At 36.1% G+C, this 22,420-nt stretch carries 18 protein-coding genes, 1 tRNA gene, 1 pseudogene and 2 CRISPR repeat arrays (1 of these 22 only partly in view); of the genes and pseudogenes, 13 read left to right on the plus strand and 7 right to left on the minus strand.

The genetic code is table 11. From position 1 onward, the window contains the following. Nucleotides 1-4,178: direct repeats of the CRISPR family, unit length 30 nt; unit sequence ATTGCGAGCCTACCTATGAGGAATTGAAAC; it begins 2,329 nt to the left of the window's first position. Nucleotides 4,179-4,412: 234 nt separating this feature from the next. Next, nucleotides 4,413-4,733: a tetratricopeptide repeat protein gene (locus V4D30_RS04840; protein WP_353685120.1), complete on the minus strand. Its 321-nt coding sequence runs from the start codon at nucleotides 4,731-4,733 to the stop codon at nucleotides 4,413-4,415. Between the two features lie 197 nt (nucleotides 4,734-4,930). Between V4D30_RS04840 and V4D30_RS04845 the strand changes: the two genes are divergently transcribed. The 6 genes from V4D30_RS04845 (at nucleotide 4,931) to V4D30_RS04870 (ending at nucleotide 8,247) form a co-directional block, all read left to right on the plus strand. Beyond that, nucleotides 4,931-5,206: a hypothetical protein gene (locus tag V4D30_RS04845; protein ID WP_353685121.1), complete on the plus strand. Its 276-nt coding sequence runs from the start codon at nucleotides 4,931-4,933 to the stop codon at nucleotides 5,204-5,206. Nucleotides 5,207-5,437: 231 nt separating this feature from the next. Continuing rightward, a complete protein-coding gene (locus V4D30_RS04850) occupies nucleotides 5,438-5,605 on the plus strand; it encodes a hypothetical protein (RefSeq protein ID WP_353685122.1) in 168 nt (55 codons plus the stop codon). 282 nt (nucleotides 5,606-5,887) lie between these two features. Then, a CRISPR array of direct repeats spans nucleotides 5,888-6,607; the repeat unit is 36 nt; unit sequence GTAGGAAACTTGACCTCATTTAAAAGGGATTGCGAC. 77 nt (nucleotides 6,608-6,684) lie between these two features. Further along, nucleotides 6,685-6,771, plus strand: coding sequence for a hypothetical protein (locus V4D30_RS04855; RefSeq protein ID WP_353685156.1), 87 nt, complete (start codon nucleotides 6,685-6,687; stop codon nucleotides 6,769-6,771). After that, on the plus strand, nucleotides 6,768-7,217 hold the full coding sequence (locus V4D30_RS04860; RefSeq protein WP_353685123.1) for a helix-turn-helix transcriptional regulator: 450 nt from the start codon (nucleotides 6,768-6,770) through the stop codon (nucleotides 7,215-7,217). The genes V4D30_RS04855 and V4D30_RS04860 overlap by 4 nt, the downstream gene beginning before the upstream one ends. A gap of 209 nt (nucleotides 7,218-7,426) precedes the next feature. After that, nucleotides 7,427-7,663 carry a protein-export chaperone SecB gene (locus V4D30_RS04865; RefSeq protein WP_353685157.1) on the plus strand — a complete coding sequence of 79 codons (237 nt, stop codon included), beginning with the start codon at nucleotides 7,427-7,429 and terminating at the stop codon, nucleotides 7,661-7,663. 401 nt (nucleotides 7,664-8,064) lie between these two features. Then, nucleotides 8,065-8,247: a transposase gene (locus V4D30_RS04870; RefSeq protein WP_353685158.1), complete on the plus strand. Its 183-nt coding sequence runs from the start codon at nucleotides 8,065-8,067 to the stop codon at nucleotides 8,245-8,247. Here the strand turns inward: V4D30_RS04870 and V4D30_RS04875 are convergent. After that, entirely contained in the window at nucleotides 8,225-8,548 is a 324-nt protein-coding gene (locus V4D30_RS04875) for a hypothetical protein (RefSeq protein ID WP_353685124.1), read from the minus strand. The genes V4D30_RS04870 and V4D30_RS04875 overlap by 23 nt on opposite strands. A gap of 834 nt (nucleotides 8,549-9,382) precedes the next feature. Between V4D30_RS04875 and V4D30_RS04880 the strand changes: the two are divergent. Next, a pseudogene (locus V4D30_RS04880) lies at nucleotides 9,383-9,604 on the plus strand (tyrosine-type recombinase/integrase); the annotation flags it as partial. 30 nt (nucleotides 9,605-9,634) lie between these two features. Here V4D30_RS04880 and V4D30_RS04885 read toward each other — a convergent pair. Next, nucleotides 9,635-9,707, minus strand: a tRNA-Ala gene (locus tag V4D30_RS04885). Nucleotides 9,708-9,886: 179 nt separating this feature from the next. Here V4D30_RS04885 and V4D30_RS04890 point away from each other — a divergent pair. Continuing rightward, on the plus strand, nucleotides 9,887-11,200 hold the full coding sequence (locus V4D30_RS04890; RefSeq protein WP_353685125.1) for a tetratricopeptide repeat protein: 1,314 nt from the start codon (nucleotides 9,887-9,889) through the stop codon (nucleotides 11,198-11,200). Continuing rightward, nucleotides 11,197-11,787, plus strand: a complete 591-nt coding sequence (locus V4D30_RS04895) for an RNA ligase partner protein (RefSeq protein ID WP_353685126.1) — start codon at nucleotides 11,197-11,199, stop codon at nucleotides 11,785-11,787. The genes V4D30_RS04890 and V4D30_RS04895 overlap by 4 nt, the downstream gene beginning before the upstream one ends. Here V4D30_RS04895 and V4D30_RS04900 read toward each other — a convergent pair. The 3 genes from V4D30_RS04900 to V4D30_RS04910 form a co-directional block, all read right to left on the minus strand. Continuing rightward, nucleotides 11,767-12,753, minus strand: a complete 987-nt coding sequence (locus V4D30_RS04900; RefSeq protein WP_353685127.1) for an acetyl-CoA carboxylase carboxyltransferase subunit alpha — start codon at nucleotides 12,751-12,753, stop codon at nucleotides 11,767-11,769. The two genes, V4D30_RS04895 and V4D30_RS04900, sit on opposite strands and share 21 nt — an antisense overlap. Continuing rightward, entirely contained in the window at nucleotides 12,750-16,154 is a 3,405-nt protein-coding gene (dnaE, locus tag V4D30_RS04905; protein ID WP_353685128.1) for a DNA polymerase III subunit alpha, read from the minus strand. Before dnaE ends, V4D30_RS04900 begins: the two co-directional genes overlap by 4 nt. 103 nt (nucleotides 16,155-16,257) lie before the next feature. Beyond that, the gene (locus V4D30_RS04910; RefSeq protein WP_353685129.1) at nucleotides 16,258-16,494 is read right to left on the minus strand and encodes a hypothetical protein; all 237 of its coding nucleotides are present in this window, start codon (nucleotides 16,492-16,494) and stop codon (nucleotides 16,258-16,260) included. A 356-nt stretch (nucleotides 16,495-16,850) separates the two neighbouring features. Here V4D30_RS04910 and V4D30_RS04915 point away from each other — a divergent pair, with 356 nt between their 5' ends. Beyond that, entirely contained in the window at nucleotides 16,851-17,405 is a 555-nt protein-coding gene (locus V4D30_RS04915; protein ID WP_353685130.1) for a PEGA domain-containing protein, read from the plus strand. On the opposite strand, the gene V4D30_RS04920 is transcribed toward V4D30_RS04915, so the two are convergent. Then, complete coding sequence (locus tag V4D30_RS04920; RefSeq protein ID WP_353685131.1) at nucleotides 17,402-17,563, minus strand: hypothetical protein; 162 nt, start codon at nucleotides 17,561-17,563, stop codon at nucleotides 17,402-17,404. The genes V4D30_RS04915 and V4D30_RS04920 overlap by 4 nt on opposite strands. A 686-nt stretch (nucleotides 17,564-18,249) precedes the next feature. On the opposite strand from V4D30_RS04920, the gene V4D30_RS04925 reads away from it, so the two are divergent. The 3 genes from V4D30_RS04925 to V4D30_RS04935 are packed head-to-tail and all read left to right on the plus strand — an operon-like array spanning nucleotide 18,250 to nucleotide 22,398. Continuing rightward, on the plus strand, nucleotides 18,250-19,161 hold the full coding sequence (locus V4D30_RS04925; protein ID WP_353685132.1) for a hypothetical protein: 912 nt from the start codon (nucleotides 18,250-18,252) through the stop codon (nucleotides 19,159-19,161). A 10-nt stretch (nucleotides 19,162-19,171) separates the two neighbouring features. Then, nucleotides 19,172-20,263, plus strand: a complete 1,092-nt coding sequence (locus V4D30_RS04930; RefSeq protein ID WP_353685133.1) for a hypothetical protein — start codon at nucleotides 19,172-19,174, stop codon at nucleotides 20,261-20,263. A 2-nt stretch (nucleotides 20,264-20,265) separates the two neighbouring features. Continuing rightward, nucleotides 20,266-22,398: a tetratricopeptide repeat protein gene (locus tag V4D30_RS04935; protein ID WP_353685134.1), complete on the plus strand. Its 2,133-nt coding sequence runs from the start codon at nucleotides 20,266-20,268 to the stop codon at nucleotides 22,396-22,398. Nucleotides 22,399-22,420 lie beyond the last annotated feature (22 nt).

The following is a 22,420-nucleotide window of genomic DNA, read 5'->3' on the forward strand; positions in this document are numbered from 1 at the left end:
TTGGAGAAATTGCGAGCCTACCTATGAGGAATTGAAACTAGAGTTTTTCATATTCACAAAATCTTGCCAAATATTATTGCGAGCCTACCTATGAGGAATTGAAACTTTTTCCTCATGTTTTTCCTGTTTATCCTGAGTCTGATTGCGAGCCTACCTATGAGGAATTGAAACCCACCTCACCAGCGGAATGCTTCTTAGAACAAATGAAATTGCGAGCCTACCTATGAGGAATTGAAACATGTATGAGATTCTAGAAGTGTTGTTAATGAAGGCTAATTGCGAGCCTACCTATGAGGAATTGAAACTATGCAGGCACATAACTATAAAAGACTAATTCTCATAATTGCGAGCCTACCTATGAGGAATTGAAACTATGCAGGCACATAACTATAAAAGACTAATTCTCATAATTGCGAGCCTACCTATGAGGAATTGAAACTTTCTTATATCTCTTATAGTGGGGTTGAAATGAAAAATTGCGAGCCTACCTATGAGGAATTGAAACTGGGGCAAAGGGGTGTACAGGTAGCTGTATGTCCTGATTGCGAGCCTACCTATGAGGAATTGAAACTATCTCAACATTTTTTGGCTACCAAAATAGTGTTGGATTGCGAGCCTACCTATGAGGAATTGAAACCAGAAATGGCTTGTTGGGCTTTCTCTCTTTCTCATATTGCGAGCCTACCTATGAGGAATTGAAACTCTTCAAATAAAAAGTTTCTCGGAATTTGGACAGGGAATTGCGAGCCTACCTATGAGGAATTGAAACGAAGAAAAATATAAAGACATCAAAAGATGCTTAAAGTCATTGCGAGCCTACCTATGAGGAATTGAAACGACAAATAACTTTTTGAGATTTGCCAATATGGAACTCATTGCGAGCCTACCTATGAGGAATTGAAACACATGATGTAAAAAACCGCATACCTTGATGGGTTTTGATTGCGAGCCTACCTATGAGGAATTGAAACATAGACCACTGAGATGTAATATATCCGAAGTAGGGGAAATTGCGAGCCTACCTATGAGGAATTGAAACAGTATGGAACTCCTTGCTGCTTTAGTAAGGAAGCAACAATTGCGAGCCTACCTATGAGGAATTGAAACTCAGAAACAGGTTTAAGAACGGTTTGTAAGTTTGAATTGCGAGCCTACCTATGAGGAATTGAAACGGAGTTCCCGTGTGCAGAGAGAAACACGGGAACTCCATTGCGAGCCTACCTATGAGGAATTGAAACCGTCGTGGTCAGGGGTATCTTGAAAAGTCTTAAACTGATTGCGAGCCTACCTATGAGGAATTGAAACGGAGTTCCCGTGTGCAGAGAGAAACACGGGAACTCCATTGCGAGCCTACCTATGAGGAATTGAAACGTGACTAACTCAACCAAAACTTACCCCGCCTAACTAATTGCGAGCCTACCTATGAGGAATTGAAACAGAAAAAAGCTAAGTTATTGAAAAATCTACCTTTTTTTATTGCGAGCCTACCTATGAGGAATTGAAACAGAAAAAAGCTAAGTTATTGAAAAATCTACCTTTTTTTATTGCGAGCCTACCTATGAGGAATTGAAACTCGTTTTTAGCAGGCATTATCTTGCAATGAAAACTGATTGCGAGCCTACCTATGAGGAATTGAAACACTGTAGCTCCTTTAGATTCAAGAACTTTCAGGTATTCATTGCGAGCCTACCTATGAGGAATTGAAACGAGACTCAATCTCGTGGAGTTCCACATTATCACATTTTATTGCGAGCCTACCTATGAGGAATTGAAACTTTTCTCTCTTTTTTCTTTGTCAGCTATAGCTAATTCTATTGCGAGCCTACCTATGAGGAATTGAAACTCATACTGGAAATGGGGGTTCTCTGGATTGAAAAGGGATTGCGAGCCTACCTATGAGGAATTGAAACTTCGTCCCGATATAATGCGATCTGCGAGCTTTTTCCATTGCGAGCCTACCTATGAGGAATTGAAACTAATACGTATATAGTTAATTCCGATGTTCTTTTGGATTGCGAGCCTACCTATGAGGAATTGAAACAAGAAGAGAAAAATATAAACAAAGATATAAAGTGTGTATTGCGAGCCTACCTATGAGGAATTGAAACAAGAAGAGAAAAATATAAACAAAGATATAAAGTGTGATTGCGAGCCTACCTATGAGGAATTGAAACTACATAAATGCTAATAAAATGTCAAGAGCCATACACAAATTGCGAGCCTACCTATGAGGAATTGAAACCATGGACATTTTGGAGAACCATTCTCTCTTGAAGCATTGCGAGCCTACCTATGAGGAATTGAAACACTGGTAGTTTAGTAAATCGCAGGAAACATGAAGGCATTGCGAGCCTACCTATGAGGAATTGAAACACTGGTAGTTTAGTAAATCGCAGGAAACATGAAGGCATTGCGAGCCTACCTATGAGGAATTGAAACTGTTTCTCTTCTTTATTTTGAGTAGTCTGTTGTTGAAATTGCGAGCCTACCTATGAGGAATTGAAACTGACGATTGGAGAAATTTATGCGATGGTTCGTATGTAATTGCGAGCCTACCTATGAGGAATTGAAACTCAGATTTTTTTAGCTTTATGGAAAATATTACATTGCATTGCGAGCCTACCTATGAGGAATTGAAACGTGAATGCTGTGAATGCTGAGATATTAGGTGATTTAGTATTGCGAGCCTACCTATGAGGAATTGAAACTATACTTTTTTTCTATTTTCCTCTGACATACTGGCGCATTGCGAGCCTACCTATGAGGAATTGAAACTGAAGTTGAACCCCGTATAAAATAGATCAATCATTTAATTGCGAGCCTACCTATGAGGAATTGAAACACTTTTTTTTGAGAATGTGATATATATATGAATATGAATTGCGAGCCTACCTATGAGGAATTGAAACAAAAAACCTGCCAGTGTTGCTTGTGGCAATTAGTACAGATTGCGAGCCTACCTATGAGGAATTGAAACAGAAAGAAGTAGTTGATATGGATACGGGTGAAGTAAATTGCGAGCCTACCTATGAGGAATTGAAACAAGGTGTTCTGACTAAATACAAGGCAGATATACTTGATTGCGAGCCTACCTATGAGGAATTGAAACTAGGTTTTCTTTTGCTTCGGTCTGGCTTTCTTTTTGGATTGCGAGCCTACCTATGAGGAATTGAAACCAAGTAGTAGAACAAGAGTTTATATCAGGCTTCAGAATTGCGAGCCTACCTATGAGGAATTGAAACGAGGCAGTGGCAAACCATGAGATAGAGATATATGTAAATTGCGAGCCTACCTATGAGGAATTGAAACTGAGCCTCTTCAACTCAGCTCGTATTTGCTTTGGTGAATTGCGAGCCTACCTATGAGGAATTGAAACCCAATTCTAAGAGCAGGATAATTTTGGTGTGTGATAATTGCGAGCCTACCTATGAGGAATTGAAACTGTTATAATTAAGTATGATAGAAATAATTGAAATGGATTGCGAGCCTACCTATGAGGAATTGAAACTCAAAATATGTACCATATCCTTCTATTTTATTCTTATATTGCGAGCCTACCTATGAGGAATTGAAACGTTCAGGAAATAATTCGGGATTTGGGGGAAGCCCCAGATTGCGAGCCTACCTATGAGGAATTGAAACTACGAAGCATATCACCATCTCACAAAAGGAATAGACATTGCGAGCCTACCTATGAGGAATTGAAACTTATTTCTGGGTTTTAGAATTTCAGTCTCGTGGTGTGCATTGCGAGCCTACCTATGAGGAATTGAAACTCTTTAAAAGGAGTGATTAATGGGAGCAGTGATTTCTATTGCGAGCCTACCTATGAGGAATTGAAACTATGTTGCGTATATAGTCCAGTCAGATGTTCTTCTTGTATTGCGAGCCTACCTATGAGGAATTGAAACCCCCCAATGCCCCTTTTGGGGAATAATAAAAAAGGAGGATTGCGAGCCTACCTATGAGGAATTGAAACCATGGAACAGCAGTGTTATTTTTATGCTGTTGATTCTATTGCGAGCCTACCTATGAGGAATTGAAACAAAAACTCTCCTTCCCATGTTCCAGCTAGTCTTTTCATTGCGAGCCTACCTATGAGGAATTGAAACGAGTGGAAACAGGAGGGATATTGAGAATTGTGGAAAATTGCGAGCCTACCTATGAGGAATTGAAACCCTTGCCAATTTCTTAGGTATTTATTAAATAAAGGTTCTGATACCCCAATTTGGAGACCAGAACAGACACCCTTAGGGCATTGGTGGTGGCATCTTGAAAAGATTGCAAAAAGGCAATACCCGACAGAGCTTCTGCCTGAGCACCTTAGTAATCTCCCTTGTCTTTATACACTTCTGCTATATTGTTTAATGCAATTGCTTCTGCATCTCTATCATTGAGTTTTCTTGCAAGGTTCAATTGTTTGCTATAATAAAAAATGCATTATCCAGGTCCCCAATCTTGTGATATGCTAAACCTAAACGGTTATATGCTACCCCGAGCTCATCATCATTTTTAGCCAGCCTTTCCATTTTCTGTGCATACTTTAAAGAGCTTTTTAAGTCACCCAGTGAGTAGTACGCATATGCAAGACAGCTGTAAGCCAGGAAATTTGAAGGATTTCTTTTTATTAATTTATTGCCGATTTCTATAGCTTTTTGGTATTCTCCTGCATTTACAAGACTTAAGCATCTTTCTTCCGGAGTATTTTGTGCCAGGCTTATACCTGCCATCATCAGAACTTGCAATGGCTAAAAGGATTTTTTTCATAGCTGTCCTCCTGCAATTTTTCAGTTCAACTCAAAAAGTGTTGTTACTTATAAATTCTCCTTAAGAAATAAATCAACTAAAAAGACTCTTTATATAATCACTTTCACTGTATTTGCCCGTCTTCCTCTTTTTTATCTTGAGATGCTTAGTTATAAGTTTTGGTATGGCTGCATTTATTGCAATGGCATCTCTTATGAATGGATTCCAGAAGTATTTTATTGAACAAGCTTTAGATTTAAATGCTCATGTAACCCTAAAAGTAAAGGATGAAACTGACAAAGGAAAAATACTGAAGAAAGTCTATGGCGAAGAAGTCTATTTTCATGTTTATGGTGCAAAGCTTAAGGAGTTGAAAAACAAAGTGGTAGATTATAAGTTTTTAATAGCAAAATATGAAAAAGATGCCGAAATAATTGGTATTGCCCCTCATCTTACATGACAGGGAATAGTAAGATACGGAACAGTTGATAAATCTGCCTCTATTGTAGGTATAGACCCACAACTGGAAAGAAAAGCCTCTGTTATTGATAAATTTGTCTCAAATAAAAAACTTGATGTCCTTATCTATGACAGAGATAGCGTTATCATAGGAAAACTGCTTGCCAGGGACTTAGGAATGGTGTTATCCATCTTTTTAAGGCAGTAGATTTTTTTTGATTCAAGTATAACAATGCCTGATCAAACAAGAGTATATATGAATTTGAAAATGCTTCAAACTATTCTCAACAAACCAAATGAGGTAAATGAGATAATTTTTAAAGTTAGAGATATTGACAGAGCAAATGAGATTGCAGAGTCTGTTTTCTTAGTTTATTTATTTCTTGAGGAGAATGTATAGATAACATAGAGAGATTTATGTTGATTGTAAAATGTCATTACGGATTATGATAAAGTTGACTTTTTCAACAACTGTATGCTTTAATTTTAAAAATACTGATCTTTGACAATGCGAGCTTTACTTTAAGGGAATGGAAATTTATTGAAAAATCTTGATTTTAAGAACGTTAAAAATCTTGCATTAATAACACTTTTTGACTTGATCGGTAATAGGAATGTATTAAAAAATTTGCACAACCTTCCTTATAACTTATTGAAAAATAAAAAAAAAGTAAGCGACTCAGTAGGAAACTTGACCTCATTTAAAAGGGATTGCGACTTTGAACACTTGCAGCAGTTTGCCGCTTAAAACTAACATGTAGGAAACTTGACCTCATTTAAAAGGGATTGCGACTCAAACTTAGCATTGTGAGATATTAAATACGAATGATTGCTTGTAGGAAACTTGACCTCATTTAAAAGGGATTGCGACGCGACCTGATTCACCCTGAAATATCCTACTGTTGTCTTTTCGTAGGAAACTTGACCTCATTTAAAAGGGATTGCGACTTTTTTCGATAGACTCTGATATTATCATTTTTCAAAGTAGGAAACTTGACCTCATTTAAAAGGGATTGCGACCTTGCCCTCCTCCCGTTTTTCAATTTTTCCCACCCTTCGTTTAGTAGGAAACTTGACCTCATTTAAAAGGGATTGCGACAAAAACCCCGGCAATTTTCTAATTGCCGGGGTAATAAAAAGTAGGAAACTTGACCTCATTTAAAAGGGATTGCGACCAAACTTCCCGCAAACAGGACAAAGATCCACTCCACCCACCTGTAGGAAACTTGACCTCATTTAAAAGGGATTGCGACCAACCAGCAGCAAAGTCCTCGTCTGCCCAGTCCCAGAATGTAGGAAACTTGACCTCATTTAAAAGGGATTGCGACTATCTATTACTTTGCTCGCTTCTGCTTTAGTTAGATCAGTAGGAAACTTGACCTCATTTAAAAGGGATTGCGACCGCACGCCTTCGGCGTGAAGTGAGTTAGTGAATTAGTGAGTTAGAAATCATGAAAATCAATAAAAAAGAACAATTTTATAATTTTGCATATTTTTATTAAAAAAGGAATGAAAATTCCTTCAAAAGAAATTGAAATTGGCAGAAAAAGGAGAGATGAAATATGAAAAATTTCAGAGATTTTTTAAAGGAACAATTTCAAGATAAGGATTTTGAGGCTGAATTTTATAGAGGACTTGAAAAAACCCGTCTTGCAGCTCAGATAGCCTATTACAGAGAAAAAAGAGGACTTACGCAGTCTAAACTTGCAGAGTTACTTAATACTTCCCAATCAACAATTGCAAGACTGGAAAATCCTAATTATCACAATTATTCAGTGAAAACTTTAAGAAAAATAGCAAAAATACTTAATCTTGAACTTGTTGTATCTTTAAGAGAAAAAAATATTGAAGAAGAAAAAATTGAACTGGATGATTATGAGTCTACAGGAAATTTTTATTATATTACCTGGATACCAAAGAATAGAAGTGATTACAGTCTTAAAATAAACAGGTTAATCAATAAGGATAAACATTCACAAAAATATCAAATAAAAAAAGAGAATGCAGCCTAATTTTAATCCTAAATTCAGCATAGAAACTATCAGACAGATTGAATGTTTTTTTTCTTTAAATCCAAATTTTAAACCTGAAAAAGATAAAGAGTATAACATTGGTTTAAGTTTGAACATATAATAAAAAAGGGGGAAAGGTAAAAGTAATTTTAAAGTTTTCGTCTGAGGATAAAAAACAGCCTTTTGTTTTCAGAGTTATTTTTGAGGGAATATTTGTTTTTGATAAAATACCAGAAAAAGATGAACTTGAAAGAATAGTTCATATCAACTGTTCATCAATTATATTTCCATTTATTAGAGAATCTATAGCAGATTTAACCATAAAAGCAGGACTCCCTCCATTAATTCTTGATCCTGTAAATTTTGTTGCCATGTATGAATCATCAAAAGAAAAAGAGGAGAAAAATTACGATAAAAAACTTAAAAAAAAGCAGAGGTTAACTTGACAAAATTATTTCTATAGTAAAACTGTCAGTCTTAAGTTGATAAAAAAAGGGGACCCCATGTAACAGCAAAGGCGAAACGAAAAAGAATAAGTCATCGTAAGAAAACTCTTGAACATCCTTGTTACAAAACACAATGAAGTCATAATCGGGTAAAAGTTTATAAATTTTTTTGTTTAAATAGCTTATCTCAACAACAAATGGATAATCATTACCTTTTGGAGGGAAACCAAAAGAAACATCAAACCCATTAGGTAAACTCGTTTTAGGGCAGTATAAATTTAACCAGTAAATTTTCATGTATTAAATATTACTCATATTAAATATTACTCAAACTGTCTAAGAATAGCTTAAACCAGAAGTAATATAAAATAGATAAAAATCTATTCTACTTTATAATTAAGATAATTGCTAAGGCAGACCTGCCTGGCAGCTCTGTCTGTTCTGTGGCAAGAAAATACGGTATCGCACCAAACACCACATACCAATGGAGACAGAAATACAAAGGCATGAATGCCTCTGAAGCAAAACGCCTCAAAAACCTTGAAGGGGTAAACTCGGGCTTTAGTTGGAGTTTTTATCTGTGATTGCTGTTTTATATGTTTCTGATGATGTTACATTTTGTTCAGGGTCATTTTTACTCACTTTTTCTTTTTCATTGTCTCCATTTTCAACTCCAATCACAGCATCAGGGCCATATTTTACATATTTTAGGTTAATTTCTGCAATGGCAGGCAGTGCGATCACAAAAGCTTTCTTAACATCAGACTCTTTAATAAGCAAATCTACAATACTGTTTGCCACATCAAGATACATTAATTTCATATACTGCAACCGCATCTGGTTTATATTCAAAATAACCAAGAAAAGCAAAAGTTTAATTTTCATATTTTACCTAACCATTTTGTTTATGAGACTGTTTAAAAACTTACAAGTTCTTGAAAATCAAGAACTTGCAAGTTTCTTTAATTTTCAATTGCCTCTACTCTTCATTCCAAGTTCTTTTCTCTGTCATTCCATGTATTTTTCTCTGTCATTCCGAGCGAAGCGAGGAATCCCCTCCACTTTTTTCAGCATCGGAAGACTCAGAGATTCCGCGGGGTGGGATGCCACCCTCGGAATGACAATGAAAATGGCATTGAGCCCCTCGGAATGACAAAGTAACCCTTTATTCATATTAAACAGCCTCTGTTTATTTTTATTTTAACAGATGAGGGTTTGGGGAAAATCTTGGATTAACTTCTTTTTAAAAAATCTCATCTATTGATTTTCCCTTTGTGCTATTGTAAAATAAAATACTAATTGTAACCTCAATTCTGTTGAGTTTACTTACAGCAGTAGCCTCTTTTGCAAAAGAAGTTCCATTTCCTCAAAATGACAGGGACAGGCTTATAAGGCTTGAAGAAGGGCAAAAATCCTTACAAGAACAACTGGATGATATGAAAATCTTTATTCTTTGGGGATAAGGAACTGGAGGAAAGACAAGTTAGAGAAAGCTTTAAAAGAAATTGCAAAGGTTGACTCCAGAGTAGCAAAGATACTAAAGAGTGTCGGGCTACTGTGATAAAAAGATGAATAAAAATTGATTTTATATATGCAAAAATAAGGGTAGTTTTATAAAAACTATTACTCTGGAAATTTTTGATAAAGTAGAGTGATTACAAGTCGCAGCCCCTGACGTCATGGATTCCTGTTTGGACTATGAGTGATATGCAAAACGAAATTCAAAACTTCAGATTCCACGACCTAAGACACAAGTTTGCAAGCCAAATTGTTATGAACGGTGTTGACCTTAGAACAGTTCAGGAACTGTTAGGACATAAAGACATCAAAATGACCTTAAAATACAGCCACTTATCAAAAGCACATAAAAAAAATGCAGTAAATAAGCTAAATATCACAATTTATCACAAATTTATCACAGTAAGGGAAAATCAGAGATAAAAGACTTTCACAAAGCCTTGATTTTACTTATGGAGCTGAGGGGAGTCGAACCCCCGACCTCTTGAATGCCATTCAAGCGCTCTCCCAACTGAGCTACAGCCCCGATTTTTTAAAAATAACACATACATATGTTATTTTGTCAATTCCTATTAATTTCCCGAATTTGCCGATATAAAACTACTGCTTCATCGGGATGAAAACTTATATCGGCAATTTCAGGATTAATTTTTCTTGCTTTTTTAAGGTATAATTAAAAAACTGCACAGGTGAGAGGTATTTGAAATGTCAAAGCTTTTGATTTTTCTGCTACTTGTTTTTCTCACAGTTATCGGACTTTTTGCCATGGAAAATAAAGAGATGGTAATTCTTAAACTGCCATTTGGTGCATCCTATGAAATGCCTAAAATAGGATTAATGCTTCTTTCTCTAAGTTTTGGAGCTTTTTTTGTTTTTATCGTCTTTTTTATCAGAGACACGAGCAATTTAATAAGTAAATTTCAGTTGCAGAAAAAGCAGAAGAAAGAAGAAAAAATAAAGGACTACTATGCAAAGGCTTTAAGAGACATTATGAGAGATAAAGTGCAAGAGGCAAAGGAGGCATTACAGGAAATATTAAAAGAAGAACCAGAACATGTAGATGCTCTCATAAGGCTTGGAGACCTGTCAATGAAGGAGGAAGACTATAAAACTGCACTTAAATATTACAAAAAAGCCTATGAACTTGATCCTAAAAATATTGTTCCTCTTTTTTCTCTGGAAAACGTTATGGAAAAAATGAATGAAAATGAACTTGCCCTTAAATATATTGAACAGATCATAAATCTTGAACCAGATAGCCCTCTGGCACACTACAAAATGAGAAATATTCTGGAACGACTTGAAAAATGGGAAGATCTGATCAGTCTTCAGAAAAAGATTCTAAAACTCGTTCCTGCATATAAAAAAGCAGAGGAAGAAAAAAGGCTTGTAGGATATACATACGAGTACGGAAGAATAAATATTGAATCAGGTGAGATTGAACAGGCAGAAAGGGTTTTTTCAAGCCTTATTAGTAATTATCCTCAGTTTGTGCCTGCTTATCTTGGAATGACAGAGGTCATTCTTTCAAAAGAGGGGGTTGAGGAAGCAATTGAGTTTCTTCAGAAATCATACGAGGATTTAAAATCAAAGATTTTGCTCATAAGACTTGAAGACTTACTTATCAGCATAGGTGATCCTAAAAGACTAATTCAATTTTATCTAAAAGCAATAAATGAGCAGCCAGATGATGTGGAGCTTAAGTTCCTCCTTGGCAGACTTTATTATCGTCTGGAAATGATTGATGATGCTATAGAAATTTTGTCTTCTATAGATCCAGCCATATGTTCAACTCCAAAACTACATTGCATCAAAGGATATCTTTATCTTAGAAGAAATCAGATACCGAAAGCTGTCTCTGAATTTAAAGAACTCTGTCCTGAAACAAAGGTATCAACTCTGTCTTATCTATGCAGGGAATGTCATTCAAAATTTGAAGAATGGGCAGGAAGATGCCCTGTTTGCGGAACTTGGAGCAGCTTTGATGTTGACCTGAGAGGCTGTGAAATCCTGAAATGATTGATTTTTTTTGTAGAAAACGAAAAATAGTTCTTGATACAAGCGTTTTTGTCAATCCTGATATAAGAAATTTTTTTGGCGAAACTCCTCGGCAGGCAGTTGAAGAATTTATAAAGATAGCTAAAAAAGCTAAAAATCTTGAATTCTATATCCCTTCCACTGTTTTTAAGGAGTTAATGTATTTTGTTGATGAAAAAGAAATTCCGAAAGATTTCTATTTTTTAATCAGAATCAAATCTCCTGATAAACACAGAAGTCAGTGCCCAGCAATATTTTTTTATGAGCTCGTTGAAGAGATGAGGCATAGAATAAACAAAGGCTTGAGAGTTGCAGAGAATGCTGTAAGAAATGTTACACAGAAAGAGCCTGATGAAGTAATTAAAGATTTAAGAAAAAAATATAGGGAAGCACTCCGTGAAGGTATTATTGACAGTAAAGAAGATGTTGATCTCATATTTCTTTCTATGGAACTTAAAGCAACATTAGTAACGGGAGATCAAGGTTTAATTAAATGGGCTGATAAACTCGGAATTGAATGGATTGTACCGGAAAAATTTAAAGAGTTTCTACTTTCTGCTATGAGTTGAACTCCAGAAATTTCCAATTTTCCTGAATTTTTCGTATCTTTTTCTAATAAGTTCTTCTACTGGTATTTTACTTAATTCTTCTGCAGTGCTGATTATTTTGTTTTTAATTCTTTTACCTGTTTCCTGCGGTTCTCTGTGAGCTCCACCAGGTGGTTCAGGAATTATGTCATCAATGATTCCGAATTTTTTCAAATCCTGGGCTGTAAGCTTGAGTTCCTCCGCTGCTCTCATGTAGTCTTCCACTCCTACATCAGAATTCTTTTTCCACAGTATAGCCGCGCATCCTTCAGGAGAGATAACTGAATAAACAGAGTGTTCAAGCATAAAAATTTTGTCACACACACTGAGCGCAAGCGCACCTCCACTTCCACCCTCGCCTATTACAATTCCAATCAAAGGTGTTTTCAGCAAAGACATCTCCATAAGATTTGTTGCAATTGCCTCAGCCTGACCTCTTTCTTCAGCACCTATACCTGGAAAAGCACCCGGAGTATCAATCATTGTAATGACAGGCATTGAAAATCTTTCTGCCAGTTTCATAACTCTTAATGCTTTTCTGTATCCTTCAGGATGAGCCTGACCAAAGTTTCGGTAAATTCTTTCTTTTATTGTTCTACCTTTCTGATGCCCAATAACTGCATAAGAAGCACCATCAATTTTCCCGATTCCTGCTACTACAGCAGGATCGTCTCCAAAACGGCGATCTCCGTGAAGCTCAATAAAATCTTCAAAAATCATTGAAATATAATCAAGAGTGTAAGGTCTTTCAGGATGCCTCGCAATCTGGGTCTTCTGCCATGCTGTAAGATTTGAGTAAACTTCAGATTTTAATTCTTTTAATTTTTTATTGAGCCTTTTTATCTCCTGACTGAGATCAATATCACTACCATCTGAAAGTTTTCTTAGCTCTTCAATTTTTGTTTCTAACTCCTGTATGGGTTTTTCAAAATCAAGATAATAGGTCATAGTATTCTCACCTGACAGTTTTCAATTTTTTGTATTTTTGTTTCAAAGTCAAGACACGGTTCAAAGGGACTTAAAATTATAACATGACAGTCAGGGAGATTTAAACATATATATACTTTACCTTCTCCATTACGGGTTTCTTCAAGACATTGTCTTATTTCTTTCAAAGTTTTGTAAGCTTTCTCAGTGTCTGAACAGTCAATACTTAATTCATACTTTATTTTTAAATCCAGATTTTTCATATCTTCTATCTGTCTTGCAAGAAATTTTGTAGAATCAGGAGATTTAAATACAATGCCATTAATGATAATTGAGTTTTTTTCTGTTAGAATACTGCTACATTTTTTAAAAAGTTCAGGATAAATTACAACCTCAACCCTACCTGTCTCATCTTCTATTGTTATGTAAGCAGTAACACCTTTTTCCTTTGCTTTACTCTTTACTTCCTCCACAATGCCTGCTATTTTTATCTCCTGCTCCTGTTCAGTTTCAATAATCTCATCTTCCGCAGTATCAAAAATTTCAGCAATTGTGCAGATTCCCATCCTATTCAAAACTGCTCTGAGCGGTTTCATGGGATGACCCGTAAGATAAAGACCAAGCGCTGCCTTTTCCTCACTCAGTAAAGTTTCATTATCCCATGGCTCTATGATTTGTTCAGTAAGAAATAATCCACCCGGCAGTTTATTGCCTTTAAAGGATAAAAGTTCATGCATTGCAACAGCTCTTGCCTGATTGGCAGTATATTGAGGATAAAGAGAATCAAATGCTCCTGCTTTAATTAGGGATTCTATCACTTTTTTATTAACTTTTCTTGTATCAACTCTACTGAGGAAATCAGTCATTGATGTAAATTTTTTCTTTTTCCTCTCATTGAGAATACATTGAAGAGCAGAGCCTCCTACTCCTTTTACAGCTTCAAGTCCAAATCTTATAGAATTTTCCCTTACAGTAAAGACTCTGTCGCTTTCATTTATGTCAGGTCCTTTGATCTCTATGCCCCAGGCTTTGCATTCATTGATAAATTTAACAATTTTGTTTGTATCTCCCATTTCATTTGAAAGGTTTGCGGCAAAGAATTCCTTAGGATAATGAACTTTTAAGTAAGCTGTAATGTATGCTAAATAAGCATAGGCTGCAGAATGGGATTTATTGAAACCATACTCAGCAAAGGCTGCCATTATATTGAATAAAGCTTCTGCTTTGTCCTGAGGAACTCCATTTCTTCGGGCTCCCTGAACAAACTCTTCCTTAAGACTCATCAGCAGTTCTGGAATCTTTTTACCCATTGCTTTTCTTAAAACATCTGCCTGTCCCATTGTGAAACCTGCAATTTTATTAGCAATTTTCATAACCTGCTCTTGATAGAGAATTACTCCATAGGTTTCATCAAGTATTTCTTTGAGTTGCGGTAAATCATACTGAATGGGAACGACTCCTTTTTTTCTTTTAATAAAATCATCAACCATACCGCTGCCAAGGGGTCCGGGTCTGTATAAGGCTACAAGGGCAACGAGGTCTTCAAATCTCTGAGGCTCCATTCTCTTGAGTAATTCTCTCATGCCTCTACTTTCAAGCTGAAATACTCCTGTTGTCTGCCCTGAGCAAAGAAGTTGATATGTTTCCTCATCATCAAGAGGAATGTTTTCCAGTCTCAGATCTTTACCCTGAGCTTTAACATATTTTATCGTATCATCAATAACAGTGAGGGTTTTAAGACCTAAAAAGTCAAATTTAAGTAGTCCAACATCTTCAAGAGCTTTCATATCAAACTGGCTTATTACAGTATCTTCACCTGGATTTTTATAAAGTGGCATTATGTCTTCAAGAGGTTCAGGAGATATAACAACTCCTGCAGCATGTTGAGATGCGTGTCTTACAAGTCCTTCAAGTCTTAAAGCTATGTTAATTAATTCTTTTACCGTTTCAGATTTATCGTAAAGTTCCTTGAGTCTTGGTTCTAAATTTAAAGCCTGCTGCAAAGATGGACATGCAAATGGTATCATTTTTGCAATTTTGTCTACCTCGCCATAGGGAATGTTTAAGGCTCTTCCCACATCTCTTACAACCGCTCTTGCAGCCATTGTTCCAAAAGTTATAATATGTGCAACTCTGTCAATCCCATATTTTTCTGTAACATATTTAATTACCTCCTCTCTTCTGTCCTTACAAAAGTCAACATCAATATCAGGCATGCTTATTCTTTCAGGATTTAAAAATCTTTCAAAAAGTAGCCCGTATTTTATGGGATCTATATCGGTAATCTTGAGTGCATAAGCAACAAGACTTCCTGCTGCTGACCCTCTTCCCGGTCCAACAGGGATTTTTTTTCGTCTTGCATAATTTATAAAATCCCATACAATGAGAAAATATGAAGCAAAACCCATTTCTGTTATAACTTTGAGTTCTTCTTCCAGACGATTTATATAATCTTCAGAAGGATTGCCATTAAATCTCTCTTTTAATCCTTCTTGAGCAAGTCGTTTTAAATATTCTTCTGCTGAGTATCCATCGGGAACATGGTATTTTGGAAGCTTGTATTCACCAAGTTTAAAATGGAAGTTACATCTCTCTGCAATCTCAAGAGTATTTTTCAGTGCCTCAGGGATTTCAATAAATGCTGAATACATCTCATCTGGAGATTTAAAGTAAAACTCATCTGTCTGAAACTTCAGTCTTTTTTCGTCTTTGATGGTTTTGCCGGTCTGAATGCAAAGCAGAATTTCATGTGCCCTTGCATCTGACCTGTAAAGATAGTGACAGTCATTGGTAGCAACCAGAGGAATGTTAAATTTTTTTGAAATCTCAATTAATCCTTTATTTGCAATTTCCTGCTCAGCAAGGCTGTTTGACTGGATTTCAAGAAAAAAATTCTCTCCAAATAGGTCTTTTAATTTTTTTGCTGTATTTTCAGCCCTTTCAATGTTTTCACGAACAATGCTGTATGGGATTTCTCCTTTAAGACATCCAGAAAGAGCAATAAGCCCTTTATAGTGTTGGCTTAAAAGTTCCATATCAATTCTTGGTTTGTAGTAAAATCCTTCAGTATAAGCCAGAGTAACGAGCCGGGTAAGATTCCTGTATCCTTCCTCGTCTTCCACCAGCAAAGTAAGATGAAATGATGCTTCCTCTGGCATTCCTGGGTCTTTATCTATCTTTGTTTTATCAAAACGACTTTGAGGAGCTACATATACCTCGCAGCCTATAATAGGTTTTACACCTGCCTTTGTGGCTTTTTTATAAAACTCCACCACTCCAAAAAGATTTCCATGATCAGTTATTGCCACAGCAGGCATTTTATATTTTTTTGCCTGTTCAATTAATTCATCAATTCTTATTGCTCCATCAAGGAGACTATATTCTGTATGCACATGAAGATGGACAAACTCCTGAATGCTCATATTATGAATGTTAAAATTTTGTTCTCTATTAAGTCAATTTCAGCAGTTTATAAAGCTGGTATACAATATAAAGGGAGGGTTATGTCCCCTCCCCTTCATAGTTTTAATTAATCAGTTCTGCATCAGACTTCCCTGTGGATAATCCCATTATTTGTTTATTGATAAGGAATCCGACTACTTCAACTATCCTGCATTCATCTTTAAATTCACATCCTGTACATTTACCACCGAGCTTAGGAGTATGAAGGCATTCAACGATCTCTGGAAAGTATGTAACAAGCACACGGAGGTTAACGGATAAATTGTTTTCTTCTTCCATAAAACCTCCTTTCTCAGGCATACTGCCTGATATTTTTTTAATTTTTAATTATTTTGGAATCCTTTAAATCCTCAGGAGGTTCCTTCTCGTGTGGAGCATCCTGGAAGGGAATTTTTTCGCTTTCAAATCCTTTTGAATAAACATTTAATTATACAAAAACTATTTTATCAACTATCTCATGATAATTTCAAGTCAATGCTTTGCCTCAAAAATCTAAAAGGAAAGTAAGAGCTTCTGAGAAAAGTTCCTAAGATTTGTGAATTTGTTGATTTTTTTCTATACGACAGTGATGGTCTGCAATATTTTTGCAATATTGTTTTTTATCACAACCTTACCTTTGAGAGATTACAATAAAAATAAAAAAAGGAGGTTAGTGTATGAGAAAAGTTTTATCAGGACTTATTGGACTAACATTAATAGCTTCGGGTTGTGGAACGATTGTTCATGGAACGAAACAGGAGCTCTCTATCAACACCGAACCACCTGGTGCAACGGCTATTGTTGAGACTCAATCTTGTGTAACTCCATGCACGATGACAGTATCAAGAAAAGCTGAAAAGATTACGATTAAAAAGGATGGCTTTGAGAAAACCTATGATCTTTCAAAACATTTTAATGCTGGTGCTACAATTCTTGGAAATATTCTGTGGTTACTCCCTGGTGTTGTCATTGATGCCATTTCAGGTGGAGCTATGACAATTGATCCTGTAAATATCAAACTTGATGAGAAAAAGCAATCAGGAATACTTTTTGAAAAAGGTAAAACCACAGTTTTTGAGATTGAAAACCTCTGGGGCAAACCAATAAAAATCAGCCAAAACGATAACATGATGACCTATCACTACATAGGCAAAGTGACCACAAAAAATGGAATTCAAGAAATAAAAGTTGTAGTAAACAGAGAAGGCAAAGTACAGGATATACAATTTTAAAAAACTTTTAAAGAGAGCCTCTGGGGGGGTGGGGCTCTCTTTTTTTCACAATTAAACGAGTTCCTGAAAATGCCGATTAAAACTGTAATTCCAAGCCTCTTTCCCTTGTCATTCCAATCCTTTTTTATTTGGCACCAATCCTGCTTTTTATTTATCATTCCAAACCTTCTCCTGGCATTCCATTCTCTGTCATTCCGACATTTTTTTGTCATTCCGAGGAGCGTTAGCGACGAGGAATCTCCTCCTTTCTCACTATTTCAGAGATTCCTCGGGTGGGATTCCACCCTCGGAAGGCGAGGAATCTCCTTCGTTTTTTCTGTATTAAAGACTTAAAGATTCCTCGGGGCATTGAGCCCCTCGGGATGACAGAATAATATAATACTACCCTCTGAATGACCTTTCAATTTGCCATTATGAGCTTTCAATGTGTCATTCCGAGCGCGAGCGAGGAATCTCCTTCTTTTCTTTCGGCATTGTAAGTAGTCAGAGATTCCTCGGGTTGCAAAGGGTTTTCTCCTGAAAAGTGGGAAAAGGTAGTAGACAAAACAAGAGATTTGATTTTAGGGGAGATAAAATAGGAGTTAAGGGATTTTAAGGCAACAGTATCAGGGCAGCTTCAGGGATTTGCAATTGCCATTGAATCAATCAATACAAGAATGAATTCAATTGAGTCAAGGCAGGCAAATATTGAGTCAGAACTAAAAGACATAAGACGGACTATTGATTATATGAGATTGAGAATTCAAAGGCTGGAGGACAAAGTGTTGACTGCTGCATAAATTCATTGAAGATTCTTCAGGTAATTTTCACTTGACGACTAAAGATTCATGTGATAAACTTAGGCATGAACATTAAAAAACTGATATTAACAGTTGCAGTGTTTCTTACTGTTTCAGGAGCCGGGACCCTTTACATGATTCCAAAAACTGTTCTTGTTTTGCCTGAACAGAGTGCCGTAAAGATTAACTGGATTTTGCTCCCCGGTCAAAAAGACAGCCCTCCTCAGGTCTCCAATGAAAATGTTCAGTTTGTGATTGATTATGAGAACAAGCCTATCATGATGTATAATGGCAAACTGCTTTTTAAACCTATCAATGCTTACTTAGTTAAATTTAAACAGAATATCAGGGATATAATATGCCTTGACAACGGGATTTTGCTTTTTTCTGACGGTAAAAGTATTGGTTATGCTGAACTGGAGAAAAAAAGCAATGAAAATCTTCCAGTTGTTTCATTAAAACCGATTGCAAAGCTACCTCATAATAATTCAAGAATATTTAAAGGAGATGATTGCATTTATGCGCTTTCCTTAAATCCTAAGACAAAAAAATATGAAGCATATCTTTTTAATCCAGTAAAAAAAGCCTTTGAAAAAATCATTTCTTTAAGCGAGCAGGTATCTTCTTTAAGTGGAAAAGGAAATCATATCTTCCTCAGCATTGGCAGACAGATTAGAGAATATAAAAATGGCAGACTCAACATTGTTTATGAACATCCAAGACAGAGCATAAAAAAGATTTTCTATTCAGAAAGAGCTGGACTTCTCTATGAAACCGAAAATGGCATAGGCTTTGTAAAAGACGGCAGTGCCCTTGAGTTCCTTCAAAGTGAGAATTTTGAAGCATTTCTTAAAGCAAAAAGCATTTATGTCTTTTTCGTGCATGCTATGGCAGTAGCAGAGTTTGCCAACATTGACGATCTAAAGAATTACAGTTTTAAGATTGAAAGATTAATTGACATAAATAGAACTTTTTAGGGAGTAATAGATGGCTAAAAAAATAGTTTTATCAATTATTATCATATGTTTTTTCTTTTGTATTCAAGTTTATGCTGGAAGTATTCCTATGCCCACAGGGATGTCATGTGATGGAAGCCAGCTTGCTGATGGAACATTCATTCCAAAAGGACAGGTTAAAGAAGTAACAATCAATGGTGTAAGATACAGGTGTGTTGGCTGTGGTGGATGCACTCCCATAAGCAGTGGCTCTTCTTCATACTCTCCTTCATCAGGTTTATCACCATCTCAGCAGATGGCAGTTGGAATAATGGGTGCTTTTCTTAGCGGCTTTTTCAGCGGTCTTTTCAGTGGAATGTTTGATATGGATGATAACTCTGCACAGAGACAGGCACAATACGAGGCAGAGCAAAAAAGAATAGCTGAAGAGAGGAAAAAAGAGGAAGAAAGAAAAAAACAGCTTCTTGCGCAGTATAATCAGCTGATTACACAGGCAAAACAGCAAGTTCAGAATCAACCATCAAATCCTGCCCAGAGTCCATTTTCTTTTCCAACTCTTGGAGGACAGCTTACAGCTTTTCAGTGGCAAAATCCCTCTCAAGCTCAGTTCAACTCAAATGATTCAACAGAACAGATTAGAGCTTCTTCAGAGTTGAATGCTTCTGATTTGAATCAGATCTTAGGCAATGTCATACAGGACAAAGTTACTGAGGCAATAGAGGATAAGATTGATGACATGGGTGAAAAACTTTTTGATAAACTTGATGAGAAATACAAAAAAACATGGGGATCAAAGATAAGTGAACACGCTTTGCCGGTTTTGAAAATTGCAGTGACAGCAAAAACAGAAGGTGCAGCTTCAGCAAGTGCTCAGGCTACTGATGAATATCTTGTTTCTTTTATAACAAAGCCCATGTCACCCCTTCAGGCTGGAGTGGCAGATATAAGTAGGAAAATATACACGGAGATTGCATTTTCAGCACTTGATAAATTTTTAACCAAGACAGAACAAGCAGCAGAGGCTTTTGGTTTTAACTTCAGCAAAGACGAGTTTATGAACAATTTTGAAAATGACATGACCTTTGGACAGAAAACAATATATAAATGGCTGAAAGGAGACTGACGATGAGACTCTTAAGAATTTTTCTTTTTTTAGTTCTTGTTGCTTATCTTTCAGGATGCGAACCAATAAGAATAACCCATACAATTGAACTAATGGACATGGAAACTTCAAAGGAGACAGTGCAAGCAAAAAAGATCTCTCGTGAAGTCTTATTCATTGTAGATGATACAAAAAAGTATAAAGCAACTCACGCAAATTACTCTGCAGGAGTTATACATGATTTTGTTTTTCCCACAGGACACTACATTAAGCAAGCTCTTCCAGTTATTTCATCATGTTTTGAAAAATTCAGGATTGAACCTTCTGTTTCCACAATACCCGATAAAGACGCTTTAGTAATCAATGCTAATGTGAGCAGTATGGATGTAAGGTTTGATTGTTGTCTTCCTCTTGTTTTTAATGCAAATACAACGCTTCAGTTTATTCTCTATGATAATGACTTTATAATGTTGTCTCTTCCTGTTTATTCAGATGGAAAGGGAAGCCTTTCAAAACCAGGGCTTTTTGCAACAATGAGTGATAAAGATTATGCTCAGGTAGCTTATCAATCAATTAGAGAAGCAGTTAAAAACTCTGTTGATGTAATCTACGATGCAATAAACAATCCTAAAAAAGTAATCGCTGATGCAAAGCAAATAATTAATAAAAATCCATCAAATACCGGTGCATATAAAGTTATAGCTAATCGTGCATTAAAGACTGGTGATTATGCTGAAGCTCTGGCTGCAGCTCAGATGCTCACTCAGCTTGCTCCAAAGGATACAGATGGTTACTTTCTGCTTTATAAGATTTACAAAGCCCAGAAAAAAATTAAGGATGCAGTAACTCAACTTGAACATGCAGTGAGTTTAAATCCGGGTAATGCCATTTTATTTGTTCATCTTTATGATTTCTACATTGAGCAGGATAAATTTGATAAGGCTATTAATGCATTGAAGAGGTACATGGAAGCAAGACCTGATGATAAAAATGCAGCAGTTCGTCTTGGACTGCTTTACCTGAAAGCAGGGAAATATGACGATGCCGTATCCATTGCTAATAAGATGATTGATGCTTTAAAATTTTATGGAATTGGAGCCCCCATTGTAAAGAAGGATGACTCTATAGTTATCACCTCCGTTGAGCCAGGAGGTCCTGCAGAAAAAGCAGGGATAAAACCAGGAGATGAAATTACTGAGATAGATGGAAGATCAACTGAGGAATTAAAATTTGAAGATGTAATAAAGAAATTAAGAGGCAGCGAAGGCACAAATGTTACTCTAACCATAAAAAGAAAAGAGGTTGAAGAGCCATTTAAAATAGTCATTGAAAGACAGAAATTTTACAGTAATCCAGCCCTTGTAGCAGATTATATGGCAATTATTGCAATGGCTGAAATCCAGAAAGGAAATATCAATGAAGCAAAAAGAGCAATGGATGAAGCTTTAAATATAGCAAAATCTACCAATGTATATGCAAGCACACTGAAAGCTCATGCCTGTCTTTTAATGGCTCTTAATGAATATGACAGAGTTATTGAGAATTATTCAAAACGGAATGAAGGTTATCTGCAGCTTATGGTTGCCATTGCCTATGCTAAAAAAGGCATGTATGAAAACGCAATCAAAGTTTATAAAAATCTCAACAAAAAAGACCTGCCAATCTCGGATAACACACTTAAAGCTTTCTACGAAGCTATGAAACCATATGTAGAGGAGATGGAAAAGGAGGCTTTAAATTACGAAAAATCAGGCGATGCTATATCCGCCCTTAAAATCTATGCAGGAATTTTAGGTATAGTCTCAGAAGAAAAAGCTTCATCGATAAGAAGTAAAATAGCAAGAATCATTGCCAAGAATCCATCCATTATTGAAATTTCAGGCATTGCAAGAGAGCACTTCTTGAAATCTGAAGTTTTATACAATGCCGGCAGATACGAAGAAGCTCTACAGGAACTTGAAATGGCAAAATCTTACATCCCCTTTAATCCTCAGATTTATTTCAGCTCTTCTCTTGTTTGTGAAAAGTTGGGTGATTACAGCTGCGCAATAAAAAATATGGAAATAGTTCTGCAGTTACAGCCCAATCATCCTCAGGCACAGACAATCAGAGATCAGATTTATAAATGGAAGTTTATTCTTGAAAAAGAGCTTTAAATGTTGAAAAAATAAATCTTTT

This window comes from Thermodesulfovibrio sp. 3907-1M, assembly GCF_040450955.1.
GTDB lineage: Bacteria > Nitrospirota > Thermodesulfovibrionia > Thermodesulfovibrionales > Thermodesulfovibrionaceae > Thermodesulfovibrio > Thermodesulfovibrio autotrophicus.

Coding starts and splice junctions, on each gene's coding strand:
- V4D30_RS04840 (WP_353685120.1), bottom strand. CDS start 4,733: ATGATGGCAGGTATAAGCCTGGCACAAAATACTCCGGAAGAAAGATGC.
- V4D30_RS04845 (WP_353685121.1), top strand. CDS start 4,931: ATGGCTGCATTTATTGCAATGGCATCTCTTATGAATGGATTCCAGAAG.
- V4D30_RS04850 (WP_353685122.1), top strand. CDS start 5,438: ATGCCTGATCAAACAAGAGTATATATGAATTTGAAAATGCTTCAAACT.
- V4D30_RS04860 (WP_353685123.1), top strand. CDS start 6,768: ATGAAAAATTTCAGAGATTTTTTAAAGGAACAATTTCAAGATAAGGAT.
- V4D30_RS04875 (WP_353685124.1), bottom strand. CDS start 8,548: ATGAAAATTAAACTTTTGCTTTTCTTGGTTATTTTGAATATAAACCAG.
- V4D30_RS04890 (WP_353685125.1), top strand. CDS start 9,887: ATGTCAAAGCTTTTGATTTTTCTGCTACTTGTTTTTCTCACAGTTATC.
- V4D30_RS04895 (WP_353685126.1), top strand. CDS start 11,197: ATGATTGATTTTTTTTGTAGAAAACGAAAAATAGTTCTTGATACAAGC.
- V4D30_RS04900 (WP_353685127.1), bottom strand. CDS start 12,753: ATGACCTATTATCTTGATTTTGAAAAACCCATACAGGAGTTAGAAACA.
- dnaE (WP_353685128.1), bottom strand. CDS start 16,154: ATGAGCATTCAGGAGTTTGTCCATCTTCATGTGCATACAGAATATAGT.
- V4D30_RS04910 (WP_353685129.1), bottom strand. CDS start 16,494: ATGCCTGAGAAAGGAGGTTTTATGGAAGAAGAAAACAATTTATCCGTT.
- V4D30_RS04915 (WP_353685130.1), top strand. CDS start 16,851: ATGAGAAAAGTTTTATCAGGACTTATTGGACTAACATTAATAGCTTCG.
- V4D30_RS04920 (WP_353685131.1), bottom strand. CDS start 17,563: ATGATAAATAAAAAGCAGGATTGGTGCCAAATAAAAAAGGATTGGAAT.
- V4D30_RS04925 (WP_353685132.1), top strand. CDS start 18,250: ATGAACATTAAAAAACTGATATTAACAGTTGCAGTGTTTCTTACTGTT.
- V4D30_RS04930 (WP_353685133.1), top strand. CDS start 19,172: ATGGCTAAAAAAATAGTTTTATCAATTATTATCATATGTTTTTTCTTT.
- V4D30_RS04935 (WP_353685134.1), top strand. CDS start 20,266: ATGAGACTCTTAAGAATTTTTCTTTTTTTAGTTCTTGTTGCTTATCTT.